The organism is Actimicrobium sp. CCI2.3, from assembly GCF_035019065.1.
GTDB lineage: Bacteria > Pseudomonadota > Gammaproteobacteria > Burkholderiales > Burkholderiaceae_D > Actimicrobium.
This window is the reverse complement of the sequence record NZ_JASJWR010000012.1, coordinates 81,727-108,182: the sequence shown is the minus strand read 5'-3', so window position 1 is coordinate 108,182 and position 26,456 is coordinate 81,727. Positions and strand designations below refer to the sequence as shown.

Annotated in this window: 23 protein-coding genes; 13 read left to right on the top strand and 10 right to left on the bottom strand. The window is 57.5% G+C overall.

The genetic code is table 11. The features are described 5' to 3' along the window. The 11 genes from QN370_RS09025 to QN370_RS08975 all read left to right on the top strand — a co-directional run. On the top strand, positions 1-799 hold a 799-nt coding region (locus QN370_RS09025; protein ID WP_323581709.1), incomplete at its 5' end, for a glycosyltransferase. 2 nt (positions 800-801) lie between these two features. Then, complete coding sequence (locus QN370_RS09020) at positions 802-1,977, top strand: glycosyltransferase family 1 protein (RefSeq protein ID WP_322126667.1); 1,176 nt, start codon at positions 802-804, stop codon at positions 1,975-1,977. A gap of 310 nt (positions 1,978-2,287) precedes the next feature. Then, entirely contained in the window at positions 2,288-3,322 is a 1,035-nt protein-coding gene (gmd, locus tag QN370_RS09015; RefSeq protein ID WP_322126668.1) for a GDP-mannose 4,6-dehydratase, read from the top strand. A gap of 15 nt (positions 3,323-3,337) precedes the next feature. Then, positions 3,338-4,957, top strand: a complete 1,620-nt coding sequence (locus QN370_RS09010) for a Wzt carbohydrate-binding domain-containing protein (protein WP_322126669.1) — start codon at positions 3,338-3,340, stop codon at positions 4,955-4,957. Continuing rightward, positions 4,950-5,570 (top strand): adenylyl-sulfate kinase, encoded by a 621-nt coding sequence (gene cysC / locus QN370_RS09005; protein ID WP_322126670.1) that lies wholly within the window; start codon positions 4,950-4,952, stop codon positions 5,568-5,570. Before QN370_RS09010 ends, cysC begins: the two co-directional genes overlap by 8 nt. A 19-nt stretch (positions 5,571-5,589) precedes the next feature. After that, the gene (locus tag QN370_RS09000) at positions 5,590-6,495 is read left to right on the top strand and encodes a GDP-mannose 4,6-dehydratase (protein ID WP_322126671.1); all 906 of its coding nucleotides are present in this window, start codon (positions 5,590-5,592) and stop codon (positions 6,493-6,495) included. Then, positions 6,492-7,619 (top strand): glycosyltransferase family 1 protein, encoded by a 1,128-nt coding sequence (locus QN370_RS08995; protein WP_322127224.1) that lies wholly within the window; start codon positions 6,492-6,494, stop codon positions 7,617-7,619. Before QN370_RS09000 ends, QN370_RS08995 begins: the two co-directional genes overlap by 4 nt. 166 nt (positions 7,620-7,785) lie before the next feature. Continuing rightward, positions 7,786-8,964 carry a polysaccharide biosynthesis/export family protein gene (locus tag QN370_RS08990; RefSeq protein WP_416172133.1) on the top strand — a complete coding sequence of 393 codons (1,179 nt, stop codon included), beginning with the start codon at positions 7,786-7,788 and terminating at the stop codon, positions 8,962-8,964. Positions 8,965-9,006: 42 nt separating this feature from the next. Continuing rightward, complete coding sequence (locus tag QN370_RS08985; protein ID WP_322126672.1) at positions 9,007-10,161, top strand: glycosyltransferase family 1 protein; 1,155 nt, start codon at positions 9,007-9,009, stop codon at positions 10,159-10,161. Further along, entirely contained in the window at positions 10,158-11,249 is a 1,092-nt protein-coding gene (locus tag QN370_RS08980; protein WP_322126673.1) for a beta-3-deoxy-D-manno-oct-2-ulosonic acid transferase, read from the top strand. The genes QN370_RS08985 and QN370_RS08980 overlap by 4 nt, the downstream gene beginning before the upstream one ends. Then, positions 11,246-12,523, top strand: coding sequence for a capsular biosynthesis protein (locus tag QN370_RS08975; protein ID WP_322126674.1), 1,278 nt, complete (start codon positions 11,246-11,248; stop codon positions 12,521-12,523). Before QN370_RS08980 ends, QN370_RS08975 begins: the two co-directional genes overlap by 4 nt. Positions 12,524-12,567: 44 nt before the next feature. Here the strand turns inward: QN370_RS08975 and QN370_RS08970 are convergent, their stop codons facing one another. From QN370_RS08970 to QN370_RS08955, 4 genes are all read right to left on the bottom strand, one after another. Next, the gene (locus tag QN370_RS08970; protein WP_322126675.1) at positions 12,568-13,056 is read right to left on the bottom strand and encodes a 4'-phosphopantetheinyl transferase family protein; all 489 of its coding nucleotides are present in this window, start codon (positions 13,054-13,056) and stop codon (positions 12,568-12,570) included. Between the two features lies 1 nt (position 13,057). After that, on the bottom strand, positions 13,058-17,062 hold the full coding sequence (locus tag QN370_RS08965) for a Pls/PosA family non-ribosomal peptide synthetase (protein ID WP_322126676.1): 4,005 nt from the start codon (positions 17,060-17,062) through the stop codon (positions 13,058-13,060). A 61-nt stretch (positions 17,063-17,123) separates the two neighbouring features. Then, entirely contained in the window at positions 17,124-18,389 is a 1,266-nt protein-coding gene (locus tag QN370_RS08960) for a cytochrome c (RefSeq protein WP_322126677.1), read from the bottom strand. Positions 18,390-18,397: 8 nt separating this feature from the next. After that, positions 18,398-19,102: a c-type cytochrome gene (locus QN370_RS08955; protein WP_322126678.1), complete on the bottom strand. Its 705-nt coding sequence runs from the start codon at positions 19,100-19,102 to the stop codon at positions 18,398-18,400. 123 nt (positions 19,103-19,225) lie between these two features. On the opposite strand from QN370_RS08955, the gene QN370_RS08950 reads away from it, so the two are divergent. Both QN370_RS08950 and QN370_RS08945 read left to right on the top strand, forming a co-directional pair. Further along, a complete protein-coding gene (locus QN370_RS08950; RefSeq protein WP_322126679.1) occupies positions 19,226-19,558 on the top strand; it encodes a CidA/LrgA family protein in 333 nt (110 codons plus the stop codon). Further along, positions 19,555-20,280 (top strand): LrgB family protein, encoded by a 726-nt coding sequence (locus tag QN370_RS08945; protein WP_322126680.1) that lies wholly within the window; start codon positions 19,555-19,557, stop codon positions 20,278-20,280. The genes QN370_RS08950 and QN370_RS08945 overlap by 4 nt, the downstream gene beginning before the upstream one ends. A 603-nt stretch (positions 20,281-20,883) precedes the next feature. Here QN370_RS08945 and QN370_RS08940 read toward each other — a convergent pair. The 6 genes from QN370_RS08940 to QN370_RS08915 all read right to left on the bottom strand — a co-directional run bounded on the left by QN370_RS08940 (position 20,884) and on the right by QN370_RS08915 (position 26,430). Next, on the bottom strand, positions 20,884-21,309 hold the full coding sequence (locus tag QN370_RS08940; protein WP_322126681.1) for a type II toxin-antitoxin system HicB family antitoxin: 426 nt from the start codon (positions 21,307-21,309) through the stop codon (positions 20,884-20,886). 3 nt (positions 21,310-21,312) lie between these two features. After that, positions 21,313-21,498, bottom strand: a complete 186-nt coding sequence (locus QN370_RS08935) for a type II toxin-antitoxin system HicA family toxin (protein WP_322127226.1) — start codon at positions 21,496-21,498, stop codon at positions 21,313-21,315. Between the two features lie 192 nt (positions 21,499-21,690). Continuing rightward, positions 21,691-21,984, bottom strand: a complete 294-nt coding sequence (locus QN370_RS08930) for a 2Fe-2S iron-sulfur cluster binding domain-containing protein (RefSeq protein WP_322126682.1) — start codon at positions 21,982-21,984, stop codon at positions 21,691-21,693. Next, complete coding sequence (asd, locus tag QN370_RS08925; RefSeq protein ID WP_322126683.1) at positions 21,974-22,816, bottom strand: archaetidylserine decarboxylase; 843 nt, start codon at positions 22,814-22,816, stop codon at positions 21,974-21,976. The genes QN370_RS08930 and asd overlap by 11 nt, the downstream gene beginning before the upstream one ends. Positions 22,817-22,856: 40 nt before the next feature. Further along, on the bottom strand, positions 22,857-24,254 hold the full coding sequence (locus QN370_RS08920) for an HlyD family type I secretion periplasmic adaptor subunit (RefSeq protein ID WP_322126684.1): 1,398 nt from the start codon (positions 24,252-24,254) through the stop codon (positions 22,857-22,859). After that, positions 24,238-26,430: a type I secretion system permease/ATPase gene (locus QN370_RS08915; protein WP_322126685.1), complete on the bottom strand. Its 2,193-nt coding sequence runs from the start codon at positions 26,428-26,430 to the stop codon at positions 24,238-24,240. Before QN370_RS08915 ends, QN370_RS08920 begins: the two co-directional genes overlap by 17 nt. Positions 26,431-26,456 lie beyond the last annotated feature (26 nt).

The window sequence follows — 26,456 nt, the reverse complement described above, 5'->3', positions numbered from 1 at the left end:
ATCACATGGTATTCATACCGCAATTACAATGCCACCACCGGTCATCATTTCTAAACCAATTGATAGCCAATCTATATTTGATCTTAATACCTTAGCACTTAATACGACTCGTGATCCATCTATGAGTGATGTCAAAAAATTAGGTGATGTTTTACAAATATATGACGATAGTGTTGTATTTTTTTCTATTTTCAATCCATATGATTATCGCAAACAAGTGCAACTTATGCTCCCTGCGTTTATGTTGGCTTTAGAAAAAAACATTAACATGATCTTGATTATAAAATTAGTCATTGATAATATTCATACAACTTTAGGTACAATACAAGATATTTTAAAAAAGTTATTTAAAATTGAGGGCCAATGTGATCGTATCATTTTTATTGGAGAGAAGCTAAGTGATCATCAAGTAATTAAAATCATGGAGACAGCTAATTATTATCTTTGCACTTCCTCTACTGAAGGCCTTAATCTCCCTCTTATAGAGGCTATGGCCCAAGGCGTGGTACCTGTATCCTCGCGAGCCACAGCAATGGCTGACTATATCAATGAGACAAATTCTGTAATTATTGAGAGTGAGCGGGCCGTAACCAATGGTACTTACCATTTTTTGCATGGCCAACTCGTCACGACACATTTTCCTCCCATACTTTTGTCTATAGTTGATGCATTAATTGTTGCATCTTCTCTTTCTAAGGAAGCGTATCAATCCCTTTCTAGTCAAGCAAAAATTGATGTTGATGCTAAATACAGCCTGTCAGCATTTGTCAATAAATTAAATGCAATTGGAGGGGTATAAATATGAAAGAAAGTCAGATAGAAAAAAAAGGTAAGCCATTATTAATAGTAGATGTAAGCCCGTTATGGGAAATTAATTATACTGGTATATCAAATGTTGTTTATGAGTTGGCAAAAAGATTCCTGAATGATATTGCATCTGATTTTAATATAAAATTTAGTGTTTTTTTAAAAATTGTCAATGTTGAATTAATAGAAAAATGTTTGCAAAATAGAAGCGGCGCTGAACTTCAGGCGGCTTTTAAAATTGACAATATTTTTAATGAAATCATGGTTGATGAAAATGGCCAAATTGATGGTTGTGATTCATATGGTCTTTTTCTTCACCGAAAACCAAGTAGAAAAATATTTCATAAAGATAGTCAATTATTTTATGATTTCTCTTTTCTGCTTACACAGGAATGTCATACCCAAGATACCGTTAATTACCATTTAGAAGGATTAATAGAGCAAATAGCTACTACGGAATTATTTTTTTGTATTTCAGAGTCTACTGCAAACGATTTAAATTGGCTTTTTAATGTGCCGAAAACTAAAATAGTTACTGCATTACTTGGTCATAATGTGGATAAAGAAATGGCTGTTATCGCACGAGAAAAAATTGGTGGTCGTGAAGTTGAACCCTATTTTCTTATGTTGGGTACTATCGAGCCTAGAAAAAATATCGCCATTATTTTTGAGTGGCTAAAGAAAAATCCCGATTTACTAAAAAAATTCAAATTTATTTTCGCTGGTGGACAAGGATGGGGGCCTTCTTTTTCTGATTCAGTGAAAAAATATGATCTATCGAGCGAAATGGAATCTGGGCGCATATTGCATCTCGGTTACGTCGATGAAGCACTAAAAGCTACTCTGATCGTAGGGGCACGCGCCATATTTTATCCTTCAATTTTTGAGGGATTTGGATTGCCCGTACTTGAGGCGATGGAACTGGGTGTTCCTGTTATTGCAAGTTGCTCAACCTCAATTCCTGAAGTTTTAGGTGACACAGGATATTATTTTGATCCTTATTCAGTAGAATCACTTGATCAAGCTTTTTCCAAATTTATTTTAGATCAATATACTGAAAATATTGAAGGTTTATTGATAAATGCGAAACAAAGAGCAGCTGAGTTTAGTTACGATCGAACGTATTTGATAATATACGAGGCTTTATGCTCAAAATTGATCGATAGTTAAGCCATGAAATAAAAAATTTTTAAGACCATGTTATTTGAAGATTGCACAAATATATTTGTGCCAGTTTATTAATATCATAGCCAATTTTTTGTGCCAATCAACGCTGTGCTTGTGTGTAAAAGATTGAATTTTGTATGTTAACCATAAAAATAAAATCATAAAACTTTAATTAATTAATTAAAAAATACGTCATCAAACTTACTAATAACTCATCATAAAAAAGTAAGAAAAAAAGACTTTATATCTTGTACAGGATATTAGTCAGATAACGCTTTAAAATTTATCCGATTTGCTTAATTGCGAGTAAAAAATGAAAACAACAATTATTACCGGTATTACCGGCCAAGACGGTGCATATTTAGCAGAGCTTTTGTTGGGCAAGGGTTATAAAGTTTACGGCACCTACCGCCGAACCAGTTCAGTCAACTTCTGGCGCATCGAAGAATTGGGCGTAGCCAAACACCCTAATCTGCACCTGGTGGAATACGACCTGACGGATCTCAGCTCAAGCATCCGCTTGCTGCAGACTACTGGCGCGACCGAGGTGTATAACCTCGCTGCCCAGAGCTTTGTAGGTGTGTCATTCGACCAGCCGATCACCACGGCAGAAATTACCGGCCTCGGTCCGGTGAATCTGTTGGAGGCGATCCGGATCGTCAATCCTGGTATCCGTTTTTATCAGGCCAGCACGTCCGAAATGTTCGGCAAGGTGCAGGCGGTACCGCAAATTGAATCGACCCCTTTTTATCCGCGCAGTCCCTATGGTGTAGCCAAGCTGTATGCGCACTGGATGACGATCAATTATCGCGAGTCTTACAACCTGTTTGCCAGCAGCGGAATTTTGTTCAATCACGAATCCCCGTTGCGCGGACGCGAGTTTGTTACCCGCAAGATTACCGATAGCATGGCCAAGATTACTCTGGGCCAGCTCGATGTACTTGAACTGGGTAATATCGACGCCAAGCGCGACTGGGGCTTTGCCAAGGAATATGTCGAGGGCATGTGGTGCATGTTGCAGGCCGACAAGCCTGATACCTATGTATTGGCAACCAACCGAACCGAAACCGTGCGTGACTTTGTCACCATGGCAGCCAAGGCGGCAGGGTTTGAGCTGGTATGGGAAGGTACTGCAGAGAATGAAATCGCGATGGATCGCAAGACGGGCAAGACACTGGTACAAGTGAATCCGAAGTTCTACCGTCCTGCTGAAGTTGAGCTGTTAATCGGCAATCCTGAAAAAGCCAGAAACGAACTAGGCTGGCAACCCCGGACCACGCTGGAGGAACTCTGCCAGATGATGGTGGATGCCGATATTCGCCGTAATCACGCCGGGTTTTCATTCTAATTAACGTATAGCTTCATGACGGCACTCACTTCAAATAAGGTATTCCCCGGACGGGTGATTTTTGATCACCTGCCAAAAACTGCTGACATGGCGATCAATGCCTGGTTGATGGACGAATTGGGAGCGGGTTGCGTCAGCACTAACTTGGCGGGCAAGCACCGTGATTTAATCCGGCACTACGGCGGGCTATATTCAATTATTTCTGGACATGTTCACTTTCATGCAGGCGAAGGTCTTGATCCGCGCTATCAGTACATGACGTTTTTTCGTGATCCTGTGGATAGGGTTGTTTCATGGCTGTATTTTGTGATCAACAATCATGACGAAGCACAGTCTCCGGAATTAAGAGTTCCGTCGATACGTTATCTGGAAAGTAACGGCGAGGAGATTGGTACTGCGCTACTCAGCAATATTTCAAACTGTTATGTGAATCATTTTTGCCGCATCAACGGTAACGGTCAGGAAACCGATGACGAGAAAATTGCCAACGCGCTCGCAGCGATTCGCCAATATGACGTCGTGGGCATGTATGAAGATATGCCGCGGTTTCTTGCTGATGTGGCAGCGCTGATCGGGCTGCCAGCTCCGCAGGCGATTTCGCGCATCAATGTCACGGTACAACGTCCCCAAGTCGACCAGATATTGCCGTTATTGCGGGAACGAATCGTGGCGCTAAACCAGCTGGATATTCGCTTGTTTGCCGAAGTGCTGGCGTGGAAAGCATCGACCATATCTGCTGATGCTATTCAGGTTCCGCCGCTGGCAATGTCAATGTGGAAGAAGAGCGAACCGGTTGCTGATCTGGTCTTCAGTAGCCCGGATTTGACCATTTTCAAGGTGGCGCTGCGTGAGGGCGTTGAGATTCGCCACGGACAGTTGATGACGTTCGATGTCGATTTTTTCCTGGCGCGAGAAGTGGCTGAGCTGGAGATGGGCATCCATATCTTTGACAGTGACCGGCAATGGGCATTTGGTATTAACAGTACCTTGCTAGGTCAGTCCCATCGGTCGTTATCAAGCGGGTCGTACCGGGTTAGCCACCATCTGGTTGCCGATCTGCATGCCGGAAAATACACAGCGGGGTTTGCTTTTGCAGAGCTTTTGCCGGAAGGGTTGACGGAGTTGGCGTGGCGGGACGTCATGTGCGAATTTCAGGTTTCTCGTCCGGTTGAAAAATCATTTGCGGGCTATTCCTATTTACCGGCTGACCTCAGTCTATTTTTGATTAGTCCTGCAACGCGGGATGCGGTGGTGAACCAACCTAAGGGCCGTATAAGCGTTGTGTCAGCAGTTACTTCCATGATTTCTGGAGGGGAAGTAAATGTACATGTGAGGATTGTCAATTCCAGTGACGAGGATTGGGTAGGCGACAGGTCACGTCCGGTTAGCTTTTCTTATCACTGGCTACACGAATCAGGCGAAATGCTGGTTTTTGATGGTCTACGCACTCCTTTGCCCCCCAGCGGCATTGCACGGGGGAATTCGGTCGATGCCACGATGCTTGTCAAAGTTCCGCTTATGGCTGGAATGTACTTCCTGATTTTGACGTTAGTACAGGAGTTTGTGGGGTGGTTTGAGGATAAGGGTTTCGAGGCTGCGAAGCTGGCAGTCGAAATAAGGATTGCAGATGAATAAACCAACCAACGTAATCTGGCACCACTCAACCGTCAGCAGAACCATGCGCGAGACGTCCAACGAGCACAAGAGCGTGCTGTTGTGGTTCACGGGATTGTCCGGTTCCGGCAAATCCACGCTGGCCCATGCGGTGGAAAACCGCTTGTATCAACTGGGTCGGCAGACCTTTGTGCTCGATGGCGACAATGTTCGCCACGGGCTGTGCGCGGATCTCGGATTTTCCGCGCAGGATCGCGTTGAAAACGTGCGGCGGGTTGCGGAGGTCGCCAAATTATTTCTGGAGTCGGGCGTCATTACGCTGGCTGCCTTCATCTCGCCTTTTGCAGCGGATCGCGCGCGGGCACGGTCAATTTTTCCGCATGGTGATTTTCTGGAAATCTATTGCCGTTGTTCGCTGGCTATTTGTGAAGAAAGAGATGTCAAGGGCTTGTACAAGCTGGCGCGCGCCGGTGAATTGAAGCATTTCACTGGGGTGTCGTCGCCCTACGAAGAACCGTCCGTTCCGGAACTCGTTGTGGATACGGGCCGCATGCAGCTGGCGGAGTCCATTGACGCGGTGATAGCGCTGTTACGCGCCCGCGGCATGATCCCTAACAAGTCAATTGATCGATAGAATTTTTAAGAGATTAACCATGTTGAAAGCATTCATTACCGGTATTGACGGATTTACCGGGCGTTATATGGCCGCTGAGTTGCTTGGTGCGGGGTACGACGTATCCGGCCTGGCGCATCATCCCGTGAGCGTGCCGATTCCCGGGGTAACACAGGTCTATGTCGGTGACCTCGGTGATCGTGCCGCCCTCGCCCGTATCGTGACGGAGGTGCAGCCTGACGTGGTCGCGCATCTGGCGGCGATCGCCTTCGTTGCGCACGGAGATGCAGAGGCGATCTATCGCACCAACCTGATCGGATCGCGCAATCTGCTGGAGGCATTGAGCCAGGAGGCCAACGCTGTGCAGGCAGTGCTGGTGGCCAGTAGCGCCAATGTGTACGGCAACGCCACTGGCGGCGTGCTCGATGAAACCACGCCGCCGGCACCGGCCAACGATTACGCCGTGAGCAAACTGGCCATGGAGTACATGGCCAAACTGTATCAGGAGCGCTTGCCGCTGATGCTGGTGCGGCCGTTTAACTATACGGGCGTCGGGCAGTCCGAGAGTTTTTTGCTGCCTAAAATTATCAACCATGTGCGCCGACGTGCGCCAGTGATCGAGCTGGGCAATTTGCATGTGGCACGGGATTTTTCCGATGTGCGTACGGTGGTGCAGTATTACCGCCGGCTGCTGGAAACCCCAGCTGCGATCGGCAATACCTTCAATGTCTGCTCCGGTCAGGCCCATACGCTCGACGAGGTTCTGGCGATGGTGCGGATATTGGCGGGCTACGATGTTGAGGTCCGCGTGAATCCGGCATTTGTTCGCGCCAACGAGGTGAAAACATTGAGTGGCAGCCGTGCCCGGCTGGAGGCAGCGGTGGGTGTTGTGCCGGACATACCGTTGCTTGAGACGCTGCGCTGGATGATTCAGGCGGATGTCTGAAAATCACCCTGGCAGTGGAGGCGTTGGCACCGGTCTTGACCGGTATCGGACGGTATGCCTGGGAACTGGCATCGCGCCTGCCGCTGCATCTTGGTACTGGTGACGTGCGCTATTACCGGCAAGGCCATTGGGTGAAGGACCCCGGACTCTTGTTGCAAGCGCCAGCAACCACGTCCGGACCGCATCAAAAAAAACGGCGACTCCGGATCAAGACGCCGCGCTGGTTCAACGAGCACATGTTGACGCGTGACTGCCGTGGGTACGTATTCCATGGACCGAACTATTTCCTGCCGCCCTGTACCGACATTGGCGTGGCAACAGTGCATGACTTGTCGGTCTTCAAATTTCCGGAGACGCATCCGGTCGCCCGTATCAGGCAATTCGAGCGCGACTTTACGGCCTCCGTTTCCCGTGCAAGACATCTGATTACGGATTCGGAAGCGACCCGCCTGGAAGTCATTGACTTTCTGGGGTGGCCGGCTGCACGCATCACTGCGGTGCCGCTGGGAGTGTGTTCAACATTTGCACCTGCATCGGCAGAGGCGACGGCGCTGTGTCTGCGCAAATATGGTCTGGTTCATGGTGGCTATGCCTTGTGCGTGTCGACGCTGGAGCCGCGCAAAAAGATAGGAAATTTATTGCAGGCGTATCAATGTCTGCCGCCATCGCTGCGGCAGCAAACCCCATTGGTTCTGGTGGGCGGTGCCGGCTGGTTGAGCGAGGCACTGCATCAGGAGATCGATCGCCTGTCCGCGCAAGGTTGGCTGCATTACCTCGGCTTCGTGCCGGAAGCGGATCTGCCCGCCTTGTACGCGGGTGCCGCGACGTTTATTTATCCGTCGATTTATGAGGGTTTTGGTTTGCCGGTCCTTGAGGCGATGGCATCCGGCGTGCCGGTCGTGACATCGAACCGGACGTCGTTGCCGGAAGTGACGCAAGGCGCGGCATTACTGATGGATCCCGACGACATTGATGCACTGGCTGCCTGTATTTACCAGAGTCTGGGTGATGCGTTGTGGCGTGCGACTGCCATCACGCTGGGTCTGGCGGTCGCCAGGGAGTTGTCGTGGGATCGTTGTGTGGCGCACACCATTGCGGTGTATCGCGGCATAGCACGGGATTAATCGATGAGGTGCCGGGACAGGTAGCCCGATTTGCATGAATGATTACTGCCGGAAACGAACAGAAAACCGAGTTTGTCGATGCTTGCGCCCATGCGCAAAAGCGGCAATCCGCATGAAGTATTTAACACTGGAACTCAAGAGCATGAAATCAACATCGTACGGGCTTGTGAAGCGTGCTGTCAGCGCTGTCCCTTTACTTCTCTCTCTGCTCGCAGCAAGTGCGCTGACTGGCTGCGCCACCTACCCCAACTGGCTCCCCTCATCCGGCCCCAGCCTCGAGCAAGTGCAGGATACTTCCCGGACGCAGGATACGACCGGTATCCAGATCGTCGAAGTCAACGATGCGGTCGCTCGCAGGTTGCTTGCCAGTCAAAAGCAAAGCCTGTTTTCTGAAACGTTCAGGACTTCTGCCCAATCCGCCTATGTCATCGGTGCTGGCGATGTGGTTGAAGTGTCGATCTGGGAAGCGCCGCCTGCGGCCTTGTTTGGCAGCGGGGCGATTGACCCGCGCTCGGGACCGGCGATTACGCGGGTGACGGCTTTTCCGGAGCAGATGGTCAACAGTGACGGAGCCATCAATATGCCCTTTGCGGGGCAGATCCCGGCAGCGGGACGCAGTCCGCATCAGATCGAGGGCGAGATTGTGCGTCGCCTGAAAGGCAAGGCGAATCAGCCGCAAGTGCTGGTCCGGGTGATCCGCAACAACACGGCCAACGTGACGGTCGTGGGCGAAGTCACCACCAGTACCCGCGTGCCGCTGACCGCACGCGGCGAGCGTTTGCTTGATGCGCTGGCAGCAGCAGGCGGCGTTCGTCAGCCGGTCAACAAAACGACCTTGCAGATTACCCGTGGTGATCAGGTTCAGGCCTTGCCACTCGACACCATCATCCGCGACCCAAAGCAAAACATCGTGTTGCAGCCAGGCGATGTCGTGACCTCGCTGTTTCAGCCGCTCAGTTACACCGTGCTGGGGGCGACCGGCAAGAATGAAGAGTTGAACTTTGAAGCGCAGGGTATTTCACTGGCCCAGGCGCTGGCCCGGGCAGGCGGTTTGCAGGACTCCCGTGCCGATGCACAAGGCGTATTCATTTTCCGGTTCGAGTCACCCGGTGTGCTCGATCTCGGTGGCAAGACGCCGACCATGACGCCGGAAGGAAAAATACCGGTGATTTATCGGGTCAATCTGAAAGACCCGGCGACGTTCTTTGTGGCACAGAGTTTTCCGGTTCAGAACAAGGATGTGCTGTACGTTTCCAACGCGCCTGCGGCCGAACTGCAGAAATTTTTGAATATCATTGTTTCGGTCGTTTATCCGATCGTCAGTGTCGGCGCCGCGGTGAAGTGAACGCGCCAGGCCTTTCGATTCACTACTGTGAAGGCAGACGTCATGTCTGAGGTATTCATTGACGTGACCAGACTGGTAGGCCGATTGATGAAGGGTCGGCTGCCGACGGGTGTTGACCGTGTCAGTCTGGCGTACGTCCGGCATTTTTTTGATCATGCGCAAGCCGTGGTGCGGCTCGGGGCACGCACTTTAGTGCTGCCACGGCAGGCATCGCGCGCGTTGTTCCGCCAATTGCTGGCTCCCTCTCCGGATGTCAACCGGATCATGCTGTGGCTGGTCGGCCGCGAATACCTGAAATTCCAGCGTGGCCACCGCCTTCAGGGTGCCTTTTTGTTCAACACCGGCCATAGCGGATTGGAGCAACCGGGGTATCCGGAACAATTGCGTCGGCAGGGCGTACGCCCCTTGTTTCTGGTGCATGACCTGATTCCGATCAGCCATCCGGAGTATTGCCGGGCAGGCGAGCTGGCCAGGCATGAGATCCGGATGAATAACGTACTGCGTCTTGCGCAGGGTGTGATCGCCAATTCGCAGGCAACGCTCGACGCGTTGAAGGACTTTGCGCGAAAGACGGACCAGCCCACGCCGCCCGCGGTCGTGGCGCTGCTTGCTGCGCCAGTGTTTGCGGCACCTTCGCCGGTGCGGCCTGTGGCGGGACCTTATTTTGTCATCGTGAGCACGATCGAACCGCGCAAGAATCACTGGCTGCTGTTGCAGCTCTGGCGTCGCCTGGTCGAGCAGATGGGTGCCAACGCGCCGAAGCTGGTGGTCATCGGTCAGCGTGGATGGGAATGCGAAAACGTGGTGGATTTGCTCGAGCGGTGCGAGTTGTTGCGCGATGTCGTGACCGAACTGCCGGCCTGTTCCGACGCCGATCTGTCGACCTATCTGCATCATGCGCAAGCGTTGCTGTTTCCGTCTTTTGCCGAAGGGTATGGCATGCCGCTGGTCGAGGCGCTGTCGCATGGGGTGCCGGTGATTGCGAGTGACTTGCCGGCCTTTCGCGAAATTGCCGGGGACATCCCCGATTACCGCGACCCGCTGGATGCGCTCGGATGGATGGCCTGTATCGAGGCCTATACCCGCACGGATTCTGCCGAGCGCACGGCACAGTTAAACCGGATCGCCCGGTTTGTGCCGCCGACGTGGTCGGCGCATTTTCAGCTGGTCGAAGGCTTGATGGAGCGATTGGGATGACGCCTTCTTTTGCTGACGTTTCTGCGGTGAGTGGTCAGTTGGAGCGCGCCTTGCCGCCGCATGTTTTTGCGTTCGGGTTTTCATTCAGGAAGCGCGCCATCGTGCGTCGCTTTGTCGGTGACGTGAAGGTACGTTTTATCTGGAACAGCAGCGCCGTATCGGCGGGTAGTGCTTTGCTACTGTGGGGTAGTACTCCGCTACCGGCGGGCTTGGTGCCGGACGTGCGCGTAATCCGGATCGAAGATGGTTTTTTGCGCTCGGTAGGATTGGGTGCAGATTTGATCGCGCCGGTGTCGTGGGTGATGGATCAACGCGGGATTTATTACGATGCGACACGGCCATCGGATCTGGAGTTCCTCCTGCAACATTCCGAGTTCAGCGCCGAACTGCTTGCGCGTGCCACCTCTTTGCGACGTCGGATCGTCGACACCGGGCTGACCAAATACAACGTTGGATCAGGCAGCTGGCGCTGTCCGCAACCGGGCAGGCGCGTCATCCTGGTGCCGGGCCAAGTTGAAGCGGACGCCTCGATCCGCTTCGGTGCGCCGGGAATCTCGACCAACATGGCGTTGCTGCAGGCGGTGAGGACGGCCAATCCGGATGCTTACGTTGTCTATAAACCCCATCCTGATGTCGTGGCCGGTTTGCGTGCCAGAGGTCAGGGCGAAGACGAGGCCCGACGCTGGTGCGACGAGGTGGTGGTCCATGTCGCGATGGCCGATCTGCTGGCGGCGGTCGATCAAGTCCATGTGCTGACCTCGCTGGCGGGCTTCGAGGCGCTGTTGCGTGGCAAACGGGTGACTTGTTACGGACTGCCTTTTTATGCGGGATGGGGATTGACCGAGGATGTGCTGCCGATACCGCGCCGCTGTCGTCGGCTGACCCTCGATGCCCTGGTGGCAGGCGCGCTGATTCTGTATCCGGTGTATCTCTCTCGCAGCAAAAGCGAAGAGAAGTGCACACCGGAGCAAGCGCTTGATGCGTTGCTGGCCTGGCGAGCGGCGACTGGAGATGGTCTGGTTTTGTGGCGCAAGGTGTTGCGCAGTGTACTGCGCAGTGTGTTGGGTATAGCGGGGAGAAAACGATGATTGTCAACGGCCTTGCCGGTTTTAAAGGTAGACGCATCCTGCTGTTGCAGGGACCACTCGGGCCGTTTTTCAGGCGGCTCGCGCGGGACCTGACGGCAGCCGGTGCCGAGGTGTCCAAGATAGATTTCAACGGAGGCGACTGGCTATTTTCCCAGGTGGGTGCCATCGCGTTCAGGGGAACGAGGGCGGCGTGGCCGGTCTTTTTCGAGCAGGTACTCGACGAGCGCCAGATCGACATGGTGCTGTTGTTTGGTGACTGTCGTCCGCTGCACAGCGCGGCACACGATATTGTGGTCGCGCGTGGCATCGATCTCGGCGTGTTTGAAGAGGGCTACGTCCGGCCCGATTACATCACGCTGGAACGCTTCGGCGTCAACGGGCATTCGCGGATTTCCCGTAGCCCGGTCTTTTACCTGAACACGCCAAAAATCGAGGTGGCGGCGACAGTCAATGTCGGCAACACCTTCTGGTACGCCGCAATGTGGGCGATGTTGTACTACCAGGCCAGTGTGCTGTTGCGTCCATGGTTTCGCCATTATCAGCACCATAGGCCGCTCACCATGGGCGAATGTTTGCCATGGCTGCGGGGTACCTGGCGCAAGCATTATTTTGCGCGCAAGGAAAAAGGTGTTCAGGCCGCGTTGTCCTCGACGCTGTCGGGGCAGTATTTTCTGGTCGCATTGCAGGTCCACAATGACGCGCAATTGCACGTGCATTCCGGCTTCGGGTCGGTGCCCACCTTTATCGAAACCGTGGTGTCGTCTTTCGCCCGCTTCGGGCCTGTTGGTACGGATCTGGTAATCAAGCAACACCCGCTGGAGCGCGGCTATCACGATTACTCGCAACTGGTGAGTGAACTGGCCCAGGCGCTGGGCATACCGAATCGCGTGCGCTACATCCATGACCAGCATTTGCCGACCTTGCTGGAACACGCCCGTGGGGTCGTGCTGATCAATAGCACCGTGGGACTTTCTGCGTTGTCGCATGGAACGCCACTGAAGGTCTGTGGCAACGCGATCTATGATATGCCGGGTCTGACGTATCAGGGACCGCTGGACGATTTCTGGCCGCAGGCCGAGGACCTCACCGTGGATGCGGAACTTTACCTGCGCTTTCGAAATTATCTGATCGAGCGCACCCAATTAAATGGCAGCTTTTACCAGCGACTGGATATCACGGGGTCGTCTGCCGGATTGGTCTGGGCAGTGGCGGGCGGCGGGCCCGACGGCGCAGAGATGGTCGGTAAAGAGGTTTTGCAGCACGCGCTTTTGTGAGGTCATGGACAACCTGATCGGGTGTGACACGAGGCTCGTTGGCGTTATCCGATAGCCACTACCCCGACATAGCCCGCCGGCAGCATCAGCATGGAACATCTTTCATCGTGCATCACCGGCGCGCCCGCCCATTCCACCAGCCCGCAGCCGTGCCGCTTGAGCTGCGCTTCACGCCGTGTCCATTCCTGCGCAAAGCAGTGCGCCCGGCGATCGTCACCACAACCGGCAAGTCGCGCCGTCGCAGCAGGGCCAAGATAGTCCCGCGCCACCGCTTCCCAGTCCGGTATCGGCTTTTCCTCTAACCGCATCAGATCGATGCCGACCGGACCATGACGATGTACCGCAGCGACCGAGAAGCCGGGCGCATGCGAGATCGATACGCTAGCCTGCGCAGCCAACTCGCCCAGCGCCTGCCGCACCAGCAAGCGCGCTTGGGTACGGTCTTCGCCCTGCGGCGTGTGCACACCGATCAGCAGCAAGCCCGATGCCGGCATCACCAGCGGTCCTGGCCAGTGCTGTACCGCCAGCGTCATCTCAGAAGATTGCCGGGGCAGCAGGGCAGCCGCGCCAGCTTGATCCGGCCGGGATGAATTCGCCTTTCATCACTAGTGTGAGTGCACCCAGTCGCGCATCGTCGCCGACGACCGCTCCGTACAGCACCAGACTGCGCGGCCCCATGTAGACGCGCTTGCCGATGATGACATGGTCGATCTTCATCACGCGGTCTTCAAACAGATGGGTTTGCGGACAGGCCAGCGCATTGATTTCGCTGTGGTCGCCGATGCTCACGCAATCGAATTCGGTGATCTGGGTGGTATCCATGTAGACCCCGCGACCAATCTTGCAACCGAGCAGACGCAAGGCCCACGGCAGCATTGGCGTGCCGCGCAGGTAGTTCATGAAGTTCAGTACGGCGACCCCTTCGTACAGGTTGGTGGCGGCTTCCGACAGCCACACGAAGGGCGTCCACATGGGTACGCTGCGCTGGCCGTAACGCCCCAGCAGCAGCCATTTGAACAGGGCCACGAACAGGAAACTGCCAGCGCCATACGCCATTCCGGTCAATGCCAGGCTGCGCAACACCGGCCACCAGACCCCGGCGCCGGCCAGCGGCATCAGGTCGAGTACGACGGTATAGCCGACTGCAGTGACGATGGCGTGCGGGGCAATGATGCGGAAGCCTTCGATCAGACCACGCGCCAGGCGGCGTTGTGGCGATGGATGGAAGGTCAGGTTTTCCGGGAAACCGCTGACGGTCTCGCGTGCCGGCAAATTGATCGGTGGCGAGCCGAACCAGGTATCGCCTTCTTTCATCTGGTGGTTTTCCGGCGCACGCGAACAGACGCCGATCAGCACGTTCTCGGGCAAGGTCGTTCCATCGGGGATGTAGGCCGCATTGCCCACGAAGCTGCGCTTTGAAATCACCGTTGGCTGCATCGTCATCCAGCCGCCATCGATCTGTTCGTCGCCCAGCAGCACGGCGTCGGCGATGAAGGTTTCATCACCCAGCGTGAGCATGTCCGGGATCACGCCGAGTGCGGTCGAGATTTCGGCATCGCGGCCGACTTTGGCACCGAGCAGCCGATACCAGATTGGCGCGAACACGGTCGCATAGACGCCGTGCAGCACGTGCAGGCTCGATTCCTGAATCTGGTTGACCAGCCATTTGCGGCAGTAGACATTGCTGTGTACCGGCCAGCTACCTGGCTGCAGTTTCGGTAGCAAACCCCAGCGGATGCCGGCCGACAACAATGCGGTACACAGGATCATCACGGCGGCGGCGGGGCAGGCCATGATGAAGTACTTGGTCAGCTGGAAGGCTTCGTTGGAACTTTGCAGCCACGGCGAACGCTCGGCGTCATCGAGCCAGTCGATCAGCATGAAACTCGGGAATACCGGCATGAAAAACAGCGTCGTGATCAGTAGCGCGCCGAACACGAAATAGACCGCTTCGCAGCTCAGGCGCAAGTTTGATACGGGCGGACGCGGCCGGTTCGAGGTCATGTCGAACGGGCCGGTATCGTTGGCGGGCGAACCGCTCCAGTTCCGTCCGGCCGGGATCGCCATGCCATCGCTGAGGGCTGACTGGGCATCGAGATGACCGTAATCGCCGATGCTGGTATTGCCTTCCAAAATCGAATACGAACCGACGCAGGTGTGTTCGCCCAGCGTGATCGCGCCGATGAGCAGTTCGCCGTGCTGGACCCGGGCGTTTTCAAAATTGGTCGCGTTGCCGATACTGGTGCCGGAACCGACGGTCAGCAGGTGCGGGGCACGCAGCGTCATCGAGCCGATCACGACATCGCTGCCGATACGCGCGCCGAGTGCCCGCAGCCAGCCGTTGTAGAGCGACGAACCGCTCAGCAGATAAGTCGGCGCGGATTCGATCACGCGGTCGGCTAGCCACCAGCGGTAATAGGTCAATCCCCAGAGCGGATAGCGGCCGGGTTTCAGACGGCGCACCAGCAGCAGGTGCGCGACGATGGCAAAGCCGAATTCAAGCAGCGTGGCCAGCATGAAAACGCCCACCGAAGCGGCGATCGCGACCGGTAGCGAGTCCCCCGGATCGCCGGTGAAATAGTGGTAAGTAAAGAAGGGTGCCAGCCATTGCGCCATGCGCAAGGCCACCAGTGCGGGGATGGCAGCGGTTTGTCCGGCACCGCACAACCAGCGTCGCCAGGCCGCCGGCGGCGTCCAGTTCAGGTCGGGTGCAACTGTCGCCGGTGGCGCTTCGGCCAGCACGTCGGCGATGCGTCCGATCAGCCGGTTCTTGTAGATGTCGCTGACGGTCACATGGGCAAAGCGCGGGTCGGCGCGCAAGGCCGAGGCCAGTCGCGCGGCAAACAGCGAATGGCCGCCGAGGTCGCTAAAGAAATCCAGCGTGCGCCGGATTGGCTGGCCCGGAAAGAGTTTGCCGAGCGCGCCGAAGAGCGCTTCTTCGGCCATGTTCAGCGGCGCGTCCGACGCCGCTGCATCAACCGCAACAAACGTCAGCGCACGCGCCTTGAGGCTGTTGCGATCAATCTTGCCGGAGGTCAGGCGCGGCATTTCGGGCAGGGTTTCGTAGTGGCCCGGCACCATGTACGGTGGCAGCACCTGCATCAGCGCGGCGCGCAGCGTGGCTGGCGTTGGCACCGTGCTCGCGTCGGCGACGAGGAAAGCTACCAGCTGGTCGATGCCGGCTTCCTGACGCAGCAGCACGGCGGCGGTGCCGACACCGGTCTGCTCGACCAGCACTGCTTCGATCTCGCCGAGCTCGACCCGAAAGCCGCGGATCTTGACTTGCGAATCGGTGCGGCCAAGGCAATCGACATTGCCGTGCGCGTCGATGCGGGCGAGGTCGCCGGTGCGGTACAGACGGCGATCCTGTTCGCCGGTCGACCATGGATTGGTGAGGAATTTTTCAGCAGTCAGGTCGGGCCGGCCCAGATAGCCCAGTGCCACACCGGGACCGGTGATGGCCAGCTCGCCCAGTGCGCCGCGTGGCAGCAGCGTCAGTGTCCGGGCCGGATCGGGATCGATCACCATCAGGCCGTAGTTGGGCAGCGGCCGGCCAATCGTGACCGGCTCGCCGGCGTGCAGTGCAGCCAGGCTGGCCGAGACCGTTGCTTCGGTCGGGCCATAGGTATTGAACAGCTGGCGACCGGGCTTGGCCCAGCGTGCCACCAGCGTCTGCGGACACATTTCGCCACCCAGGTTGATCAGGCGCAGGCTGTCGACGTCGTGGCTGAACAGGGCCAGCAGCGTCGGCACCGCATGCAGCACCGTGACCTGATTGTTGGCCAGCGCCAGCGGCAAGGCTTCGGGGTCGGCAGCCAGTTCTTTCGGGGCTAGCCAGAGCGTGGCACCGACCAGATAGCTGATCCAGATTTCTTCAAACGACATATCGAAGGCGACTGAAAAACCCTGATAGACGCGGTCGCTGGCGCGCACGTCCAGCACCGCGTTTTCGCTGCGCAGAAAATGGCAGATTGCGGCCTGGCTGATCTCGATGCCCTTCGGTTTGCCGGTCGAGCCGGACGTGTAAATCACGTAGGCCGGATCGTGCGCCCGCACGTCGCTGCGACGGGCATCGGTGGTGGTGGCGAGCAGGCCTTCGATGGTCCGGACCGGACAGCTGACGCTCATCAGTTGCGGCGCAAAGTGCAGGCAGCTGACGATGCCGGTGGCTTTCGCATCCTCGAGGCAAACCGCGATCCGCTCGACGGGCGTATCGGCATCGAACGGCAACCAGCCGGCACCGCTCTTGGCGATGCCGAGCTGGGCGATCAGCAGGTCGATCCCGCGTGGCAGCCACAGGCCGACCAGCTGGCCGGCACCGACGCCGCTGGCGATCAGGCCGGCCGCAATGCGGTCGGCGGCGGCGTCGAGTTCGGCGTAGGTCAGCTGGCGCTGGTCGAAGATCAGCGCGATCTGGTCGGGTGTGCGCTGGGCGCTGGCTTCAAACAGATCGGCCAGCACTTCATTACGGATCAGGTCGGGGCGGGACGGGCCCTGCAGGATGTCATGCAGGGCGTCGGAAAGCGGCAAGGAATTCATCTGGAGCCAATGGCGGAAAACGCAGAGATTATCACGCCATGGGGTGCAAAGCCGACTCGTTTCAGTCGCCCGGAATCGCCCGGTTGCGGGCGACGTCGAAGGCTGTCACGGGTGGTTGCGCATTGCCCCATGTGGCACGCGTGTATGACACCACCGCAGCGACTTCGGCATCGCTCAGGATGGCGGCAAACGGCGGCATGCCATACGGCCGTGGATTGCCGCCGGTGCTGGGCGGGAAACCGCCGTTGAGGACGATGCGGATCGGATTGATGGCCGACTCCATCGTGATGGCGCGGTTGCCGGCCAGAGGCGGATAGTGCGGCGGGATGCCGCCGCCATCGGCGCGGTGGCAGTTGACGCAATGCTGTTCATAGAGCTTGCTGCCGAGCCGTTGTGTGCGCTCATCGAGCACCACCGGAGGCAAGGCCGCTTCGCTGGTTTGCGGCAGCGATTTCAGATACCCGGCCATCGCCTGCAAGTCCGGTGTGGACAGATGCTGCAAGCTGGACCCGACCACTTCAGCCATCGGGCCGAATACGGCACCACGCGGCGAGATACCGGTTTGCAGCAAGTCGACGATGTGGGATGGCTGCCAGTCGCCGAGACCGGCTTCGCTACTCGATGTCAGCGACGGGGCATACCAGTCCAGCACCGGGATCAGGCCACCGTCGAGTCCGCCACGGCTACCACCGAGCGTGGTGCGGCTGGCATGGCAGGCGCTGCAATGACCGAGGCCCTCGACCAGATAAGCACCGCGATTCCAGACGGCTGTCTGGCTCGCATCGACTTCTTGCGTGCCCGGCGTGAAATACAGCACTCGCCATGCCGCCAGCAGTGGACGCTGGTTGTATGGAAAGCGCAGCGTGTTCGGCAGGTTCTCTTGCGCGACCGGTGCCAGCGTCTTGAAGTAGGCGTACATCGCATCGCTGTCGGGCCGCGTCATGCGGGTGTAACTGGTGTACGGAAAAGCCGGGTACAGAAAGCTGCCGTCAGGCGATTTGCCGTTGTGCAGCGCCCGCCAGAAATCATCGGCCGACCAGTTGCCCAGGCCGCTGGTTTTGTCCTGGGTCAGATTGGGGGAATAGATGGTGCCGAACGGGGTGGCGATCGGCCGACCGCCGGCATACTGCGCGCCGCCGCGCACGGTGTGGCAACCCATGCAATTGCCCGCCAGCGCCAGATACTTGCCTTGCGCGACCTGGATGGCGGAACCGGTGATCGGTACGCCGACGGCATCCTGACCGGGAGTGCGGACGAATTCTTTCGTGATCAGCAGGGCGGGGATCGCCAGCAACAGGAACAGGGCGATGCGCAGAAATTGTTTCATGGTCTTCGTCATTGTGAAACGCTGCCGCAGGTCAGTGGCATGCGGGCAGGCAGCGAGGTGGCAGGTCTGGCACCGGCTGGCACCGGTTGGGCCGACAGCCAGGCCGTGACGGCGTTGATGTCAGCCGGGCTGAGTTGCGCGGCAATCTTGCCCATGCAGTCGGGTGCTGCCGCATGGCGCGTGCCGTTGCGCCAGGCACCGAATTGCGCAGCCAGATAATCGCGCGGCAAACCCACCAGGCCGGGGATGGCGGGTGACACGCCGGTCAATGCGCTGCCGTGGCAGGCGATGCAGGCCGGGATGTTTTGGGTCGCATCGCCATGCTGCACCAGTGCCTGCCCGCGCGCAGCCACGCTGGCCGATACCGTCAACGGTTGCGGTGGCGGATACGGCACTTCCAGCGCGGAAAAATAATTGGCCAGTTCGTGCAGGTAGTCATCCGACAGGTTGCTGACCATGTAAATCATTTGCGGATACGCGCGGCGGCCATCGCGAAAGTTGATCAGCTGGTTGGCCAGATAGCCGGCCGGTTTGCCGGCGATGCGCGGGAAGTAGCCATCGGCACCGCGCTTGCCGTCAATGTTGTGGCAAGCAATGCAGGCGACAGCGCGCTGGGCGATGCTGTCTTCAAGGGCGGGGGCGGCGAGGGCATTGCCTGCAGCCAGTGCCAGTAGCAGTGAAGGCAGAACGCGATAGTGGCAGGTGGATGTCATGTCAGGTGCAGTGTGACCGCGAGATCGGGGACTGCATTCTACTGCTAGCGTCAACGGTCGCCGTCAATAAAGCCGATGGGTGCCAATGCTAGACTCTGCCTCTTTGCCTAATCCGGAGTCATCATGATCGCTACGTTTGCTACGCTGCTGGTGTTCCAGTCCCTTGGCGAAGGCCTGTCGTATGCGTTGTCGTTGCCGATACCCGGTCCGGTAATCGGCATGGTGCTACTGCTGGGATACCTGATGCTGCGGCCCGCCGAGGCAGAAAAATTAACCCCGACGTCGATGGGTTTGCTGCGCCATCTGTCGCTGCTGTTCGTGCCGGCCGGGGTCGGCATCATGGTCCATGCAAGGCTGCTCGCCGCCGAGTGGGTGCCGATTTCGACGGCGCTACTGGCCAGCGTGGTGGTGTCGATTGCGGTGACTGCCGCTGTCGTGCGGGCCTTGCAGAAATGACGCCCAAGCTCAACGAGATCTGGGTTTATCTGGCGGCGTCGCCGCTGCTGGGACTGACGGCGACTTTGCTGGCCTATCTGATCGCATCGCTGATTTACCAGCGTGCCAGATTCAATGCGCTGGCCAATCCGGTGGCGATCGCCGTGGCCATCCTGGTGTTGCTGCTGACGCTGACGGGTACCTCGTACAAGACCTATTTCGATGGCGCGCAATTCGTGCATTTTCTGCTGGGACCGGCGACGGTCGCGCTGGCGATTCCGCTGTATCAGCAATTGCCGGCATTGCGGCGTGACTGGTTCGCGCTACTGGTTGGTATGCTGGCCGGCAGTGCCGCAGCGATTACTACGGCAATGGGTGTGGCCTGGGCGCTGGGCGCGTCGCCGGTCACCATCCTGTCGCTGGCACCGAAGTCGGTCACCTCGCCAATCGCGATGGGCATCGCCGAAAAAATCGGCGGCTTGCCGTCACTGACAGCGGTGATGGTGATCGCCACCGGCATCCTCGGTGCGACGCTGGCGCGCACCATCCTGACCTGGATGAAATTTACTGATCACAAGGTGATGGGCTTTGCGCTGGGGGTTACTGCGCACGGCATCGGCACGGCACGCGGGTTTCAGGTTAGTGAAGAAATGGGTGCGTTTGCCGGACTGGCGATGGGGTTGTCGGGGGTGATGACGGCGTTGTTGTTGCCGTTGGGGTTGAAGGTGTTGGGAGTGATTTAGTGGGGGGTGTTTGTTGGCGGGATGTGGTTGCACCGAATGCACTGGTTGAGGTGGTCAATACCTCGACCAGTCACGGTCGTCGCGTGCTGAACTATGAGGCGCTCCGCCACGACCTAGCCGGGGGCGGCCCGGCAGCCGGTCACTTCTTTTTGCTTCGCCAAAAAGAAGTAACCAAGAAAAAGGCGACCGCGAAGCGGCTGCCCTTCGGGTTCCCAAAAGTCGGAGCCAGTCAGGGGGAGTGCCGCAAACTCGCTACGCTCAAACATGCGTCACTCTTATCCCCTGCCTGACTCCGACTTTTGGCAGCTGCTTCAATGCGGGACAGGTCAACGTCAACTGCCACTTCAACATCAACATCAACATCAACATCAACATCAACATCAACATCAACATCAACCCCTCCGACTACCGCTCAATCGTAGGGTGCAATAACCGCAGGGCATTGCACCGAATGCACTGGTCACCGTCATCAATCCTCGAACCATTCCGGTCTGCTGGCCAGCGGCTGGTCGATCACTACATCCGACAGCGGTACCGCGACACACAGCAAGATGGTGCCGTCCTTCTTTTCATCGGCGCTCAGCGCGGTGCAATGCTCTTCGGTTATTGCACCCTCCGCGATTTTTCTACGGGTTGTGATGCTTCGGTTACTCCGACGCGGGTCAGATAGCCAGAACGACTTTCGCCGGCGCGCTTGGCTGCCGCATCAATGATGAACAGCGCACGGCGCGACAGCGTGATGTTGATCCGCTCCGTGACATCTTCCAGTCGGCTCATGTCGATATCCACGAGCACCCACGTCCAGCCAGCGTAATCGGAATTTTTTTGATGCGCTGACAAGGCATGGGCTGCTGGAATCGGTTCGCCCGATGCGAGCAGTGCTTCGATATGCAGTTCGATGGCTTCGGTTGTATTGGTGACTGCTTCATCAAGCGTTTCACCAGCAGAAAAACAACCCGGCAAGTCGGGGACGATAACGCCGTAGGCGGTCGTGTCGCTACCAGTTTCAATGACGATCGGATATCGCATCGCTTACCCCTTCAATCCTGCCTGTTTCAAAATAGCCTTGACCAATCCGATGCCCAGATCTTTTTTGGGATGCGGGACGGTCACCACGCCGGGCCTGCCGATTTTTCGTAATTGATGATGACTGCCGCTGATGCGTGCGATTTCGAAACCATTTTTTTCGAGAAGGCGAATCAGATCGGCACTTTTCATGATGTGTATTCTACTTATTGAAAATGGCGTGGTCCAGAAAAATGCTGGATGTGTAACGTTGTTATAAGCCCTGCAGTTTTGCGTGGTTTGCTTCAGCGCAGCAATGTCGTCGGTTTTTTCGGCTTTTTTTGTTGCCGTGATGCGGTTGGGACTAGCCCGGTGCACTGGTCACCGTCATCAATCCCCGAACCATCACGGTCTGCTGGCCAGCGGCTGGTCGATCACTACATCCGATAGCGGTACCGCGACACACGGCAAGATGGTGCCGTCTTTCTTTTCATCGGCGCTTAGTCCCGGCCAGTCAACCGTGTAGCGCACCGTGCCGCTGCTCAGGCGGCACAGGCAAGTGCGGCAGGTGCCATTGCGACATGAACTGGGCAGGGTGATTCCGGCTGATCGGGCGGCGGCCATTAGCGTGTCGCCATCCGGTACATCGAAGCGCCAGTCCTTGCCGGTGATCTGCGCAGAAAACACGTTAGACGCCATTCCCCATCACGTCGCCCAGACGCACCGGTAGCGCCGCTTTCCACGCAGGATTGAAACGTACCTGTTCGCGTGGAAATAACAGCACGACCGTCGAGCCGAGCAAAAAGCGTCCCATTTCATCGCCCTTTTTCAGCAGAATCTGCTGGTCGTCATAACGCCATTCGCGGACCGCTTTCGTGCGCGGCGGGTTGACGATGCCGTGCCAGGTGGTGGCCATGCTGCCGACGATGGTGGCGCCCACCAGCGTCAGGACGAACGGGCCGGCGGCGTTCTCGAAGACGCAGACCACGCGTTCGTTGCGGGCGAACAGGCCCGGTACGCCGCGTGCGGTCGCCGGGTTCACCGAGAACAATTCGCCGGGCACGTAAATCATCCGCAGCAACCGGCCATCGCAGGGCATGTGGATGCGGTGGTAATCCTTGGGACTGAGGTAGATGGTGGCGAAGCTACCATCGCGGAACTGGTCGGCCAGCGCGGCATCGCCGCCCACCAGCGCGGTGGTCGAATACGCATGGCCCTTGGCCTGGAAAATCTGGTCGCGCTCGATCGCTCCGAACTGGCTGATGGCACCATCGACCGGACAAATGTACGCGGCATCGGCGAGCGGTCGTGCGTCGCTGCGCAAGGCTCGCGTAAAGAAGGCATTGAAGCTGGCGTAGCTGGTGATGTCGGGATTGGCGGCCTCGGCCATGTTGACCTGATAGCGTGCGATGAAGCGCCGGATGATGCCGGTGGTGATGCTGCCGGCTTCGGCATTGGCGACCTTGCCGGCAAACCAGGTGATGGCTTGCTTGGGCAGCAGGTACTGGAGCAGGACTGCGGGATCGGCCACGGCAACTTTCAATAACAATGATGGCCGGATTGTACCGGCATCAGCGCTCGCGCAACGCTTCCTGCTTGGCCTTGATGACCGGTTTGAGCAGATAGTTCAGTACGGTTTTTTTACCGGTACGTATATGGATGGTGGCGGTCATGCCCGGGATGATCGGCAGGTTCTTGTCGCCGCGACCGAGGTTGTTTTTGGACGTACGTACCCGCACCAGATAAAAACTTTCATCCTTGTCGTTGGTGATCGAGTCAGCCGTGATGGTGTCGAGCGTCGCAGCGAGCCCGCCGTAGATCGAAAAATCATAGGCGCTGAGCTTGACGGTCGCATCTTGTCCCGGATGCAGGAAGGCGATGTCGGCTGGTCGCACGCGTGCTTCGATGAGCAGGTTGTTTTCGATCGGGACGATTTCCATCAGGTCCATGCCGGGCTGGATCACGCCACCGATAGTGGCAACAGACAGCGTCTTGACGAGGCCGGCCACCGGCGAGCGGATTTCGGTGCGGGCCAGCCGGTCGGCCATGGCCACGCCCGAAGCACGCGATTGCTCGAACTCGGAGCGGGCCAGATTGAGTTCGGTGGAGGCGTCCGAACGGAACTTGGCGAGCTGTCCGGCTTCCTTGGCGCGGGCCTCGGCGATGCTTTGTTCGATGCGCGGGATGGCCAGGCGCGCGGCGTCGGCTTCACCACGGAAATCGCTGACCTGGCGTTCCAGTCGCAGCACTTCGACTTCCGACAGCACGCCTTGCGCAACCATCGGTTTACTGATCGTCAGTTCGCGTGTGACCAGACGCTGGCTTTCTTCGAGCTGGAGCAGGCGGGCGCGTTTTTCGCGCAATTCCTGCACGCGCTGGTTGGCTTGCTCGCGCAGCACCGTGAGTGCGGCGTCGAGTTCGCGCTGGCGGTTCTGGTACAGCTGTTTTTCTTCCTCGACTACTTTCGGGTTGTCGCGCAGCAGTTCCGGGGATGCCGTAAAAGTGCTGCCGACGGTTTCTGCATTGAGGCGCGCAATCCGCGCCTGCAGTGCCTCGTATTTCGCTTTGACTTCGTCGACTGACGAAGAAAAACGCGTCTTGTCGAGCACCAGCACGATCTGGTTTTTTTGCACCAGATCGCCAACATGCACCGGGATTGCGCCGACGATGCCGCCCTCCAGATTCTGGATCACCTGGACCTGGCCGGATGGAATCACTTTGCCTTCGCCGATGGTGATTTCATCGATCGGTGCAAAGGCAGCCCAGACCACGGCGATGAGGACGAACAGCACCGTGCCGCGGATGATCAGCGAGCCGAAGCGTGGCGCGCCGGTGACCAGCGCGGCACTGCTGTCGGACATGAATTCGATGTCGGCACGGCGGTCGGCGTCGTCCGTACCGGCCGGTAGGATCAGTTGCCGGAGCTTGCTGTTCCAGCCCGATGACGGGAGATTAGACTTTGGCGACATGCAGCTTCCCTCCGGATAAGGCTTCCAGCACTTGTTCTTTCGGACCATCGGCGATGATGCGTCCGCCTTCGACGACCAGCAAACGATTGACCAGCGTCAGCATCGAGGCACGGTGCGTAATCAGGATCAGGGTCTTGTTGCCGAGTTGCTGCGACAGGCGGGTCTTGAAGTTGTCTTCGGATCGGTTGTCGAGCGAATTGGTCGGCTCGTCGAGGACCAGTACGTTCGGGTCTTGCAACAGGGCGCGGGCAATCGCCACCGACTGGCGCTGCCCACCGGAGAGGCCGTCGCCGCGTTCGCCGACGGCACGATCAAACCCTTGCGGATGGCGATTGACAAATTCGGTGACGCCGGCGATGTCGGCCGCACGCAGCATCGCGGCATCGTCGGCATGCGGTGCGCTCATGACGATGTTGTCCTTGATGCTGCCAAAGAACAGCACCGGGTCTTGCGGCACGTACCCGATGTGGCGACGCAGATCGATCGGGTCGATTTGCTGCTGGTCGACGCCGTCGATCCAGATCGCGCCATCGCTGGGCTGGTACAGGCCGAGGAGTAGTTTTTCGATGGTCGATTTGCCGGAACCGATGCGGCCGATGATGCCGACCCGTTCACCCGGGGCGATCTTGAACGAGATATTGCTGAGGGCTTCGACCGGTTGCTCGGGATAGGCAAAGCTGGCGTTCTGGAATTCGATGCCGCCCTGGAAGTCAGGCCGGTGCACGAAGCTCTTGCCGGGTGGATGTTCGACCGGCAAATTCATGATGCGGTCCAGCCCGATCAGCGCAGTGCGGGCGTGATGAAAGCGCGTCGCCAGCGCGGCCACTTGCGATAGCGGTGCGAGCGTGCGTCCGGCCAGCATCGTGCAGGCGATCAGTGCCCCCATCGACAAGGATTTGTCGGCGATCAGATAGACCCCGACGATGATCAGCGCGACATTGGCCAGTTGCTGGACCAGCACGCCGGCATTGATGCTGGCAGCCGAGAGCAGGCGCGCGCGCAAACTGAGCTTGCCGATTTGTCCGACCAGCTGTTCCCAGCGGCGCTGGGCCGGGCCTTCGGCCGAGATGGCCTTGAGGGTGTCGAGCCCGGACAGGGTTTCGATCAGCGTGGCCTGACGTTGCGAACCGACCGAGAAGGTCTGGTTGATGACGCGGGCCAGTGGTCGTTGCAGCAACATGCCGGGGATCAGGATCAAGGGAATCGCGACGAGTGGCACCAGTACCAGCGGCCCGCCGACCCACCAGATGATGAGCAGGTAGAGCAGTGTGAACGGCAGGTCGATCAGTGTGGTGATGGTGGCCGAGGTCAGGAATTCGCGAAAGGATTCAAACTCGGTGAGGCTGTTGGCAAAGCCGCCGACCGACTTGGGGCGCACCGACAGGCGGATGGCGAGGATTTTTTCGTAGATCGCCGATGACAGCGCCATGTCGATTTTTTTGCCGGCGACGTCGATGAAATAGCCACGCAGGCTGCGCATCGCAAAGTCGAAAACGAAGACGATGGCCACGCCGATGGCCAGCACCCAGAGCGTGTCGAAGGTCTGGTTCGGTACCACGCGGTCGTAGACGTTCATCGTGAACAGCGGCAGCACCAGTGCAAACAGGTTGACCAGAAAGGATGCGATCAGTACTTCGGAGTAGATGCGCCACGATTGCCGCAGCGGTGTCCAGAACCAGTGACCGGCGGCGGGGGTGTCGGCCTGGTCGGCGCGGGCATCAAATTTGAAGATCGGGCGCACAAAAATTACATGGCCGGTACAGGACGCTTGCAGGATATCGGTATCGATGTCGAGTTCGCCATCACCGGATTCGGGCTGGATGATGCGCGCCGTGCCGTCGTTGCCCTGATGGGTCAGGATGCAGGCCTGGCCATCCTTGAGCAGCAATACCGCTGGCAGCGTCAGCTGGCTGATGCGTGACAGCGTGCGGTTCACGATGCGCGCCGAGAGGCCGGCGCGGGCCGCCGCCCGAATGAACAGCTCGGGCGTGAGCCGGTTGTTTTCCAATGGCAGACCGGCCGTCAGGGTCTGGCGCGAATGGGGCTGGTTGCGTAGCCGGGTCAGTGTGACCAGACACTCAGCCAGGGGATCATCGGGTTGCATCGCATCACGGGGCAGCGGCCAGTCAGGTGCAGCGGTACCGGCTGTATCGGGAGAACAATCGTTGTCACGCATGAAAAAAGCCTTTCGGTGTGCGGTCT

Excerpts from the sequence above, each read along its gene's own strand:
- QN370_RS08950 (WP_322126679.1), top strand. The coding sequence starts at position 19,226 with ATGATCGCTACGTTTGCTACGCTGCTGGTGTTCCAGTCCCTTGGCGAA.
- QN370_RS08915 (WP_322126685.1), bottom strand. The coding sequence starts at position 26,430 with ATGCGTGACAACGATTGTTCTCCCGATACAGCCGGTACCGCTGCACCT.
- QN370_RS08945 (WP_322126680.1), top strand. The coding sequence starts at position 19,555 with ATGACGCCCAAGCTCAACGAGATCTGGGTTTATCTGGCGGCGTCGCCG.
- QN370_RS08935 (WP_322127226.1), bottom strand. The coding sequence starts at position 21,498 with ATGAAAAGTGCCGATCTGATTCGCCTTCTCGAAAAAAATGGTTTCGAA.
- QN370_RS08965 (WP_322126676.1), bottom strand. The coding sequence starts at position 17,062 with ATGAATTCCTTGCCGCTTTCCGACGCCCTGCATGACATCCTGCAGGGC.
- QN370_RS08975 (WP_322126674.1), top strand. The coding sequence starts at position 11,246 with ATGATTGTCAACGGCCTTGCCGGTTTTAAAGGTAGACGCATCCTGCTG.
- gmd (WP_322126668.1), top strand. The coding sequence starts at position 2,288 with ATGAAAACAACAATTATTACCGGTATTACCGGCCAAGACGGTGCATAT.
- QN370_RS08920 (WP_322126684.1), bottom strand. The coding sequence starts at position 24,254 with ATGTCGCCAAAGTCTAATCTCCCGTCATCGGGCTGGAACAGCAAGCTC.
- QN370_RS08960 (WP_322126677.1), bottom strand. The coding sequence starts at position 18,389 with ATGAAACAATTTCTGCGCATCGCCCTGTTCCTGTTGCTGGCGATCCCC.
- QN370_RS09010 (WP_322126669.1), top strand. The coding sequence starts at position 3,338 with ATGACGGCACTCACTTCAAATAAGGTATTCCCCGGACGGGTGATTTTT.
- QN370_RS08980 (WP_322126673.1), top strand. The coding sequence starts at position 10,158 with ATGACGCCTTCTTTTGCTGACGTTTCTGCGGTGAGTGGTCAGTTGGAG.
- QN370_RS08940 (WP_322126681.1), bottom strand. The coding sequence starts at position 21,309 with ATGCGATATCCGATCGTCATTGAAACTGGTAGCGACACGACCGCCTAC.
- QN370_RS09000 (WP_322126671.1), top strand. The coding sequence starts at position 5,590 with ATGTTGAAAGCATTCATTACCGGTATTGACGGATTTACCGGGCGTTAT.
- QN370_RS08955 (WP_322126678.1), bottom strand. The coding sequence starts at position 19,102 with ATGACATCCACCTGCCACTATCGCGTTCTGCCTTCACTGCTACTGGCA.
- cysC (WP_322126670.1), top strand. The coding sequence starts at position 4,950 with ATGAATAAACCAACCAACGTAATCTGGCACCACTCAACCGTCAGCAGA.
- QN370_RS08970 (WP_322126675.1), bottom strand. The coding sequence starts at position 13,056 with ATGACGCTGGCGGTACAGCACTGGCCAGGACCGCTGGTGATGCCGGCA.
- QN370_RS09020 (WP_322126667.1), top strand. The coding sequence starts at position 802 with ATGAAAGAAAGTCAGATAGAAAAAAAAGGTAAGCCATTATTAATAGTA.
- QN370_RS08930 (WP_322126682.1), bottom strand. The coding sequence starts at position 21,984 with ATGGCGTCTAACGTGTTTTCTGCGCAGATCACCGGCAAGGACTGGCGC.
- QN370_RS08985 (WP_322126672.1), top strand. The coding sequence starts at position 9,007 with ATGTCTGAGGTATTCATTGACGTGACCAGACTGGTAGGCCGATTGATG.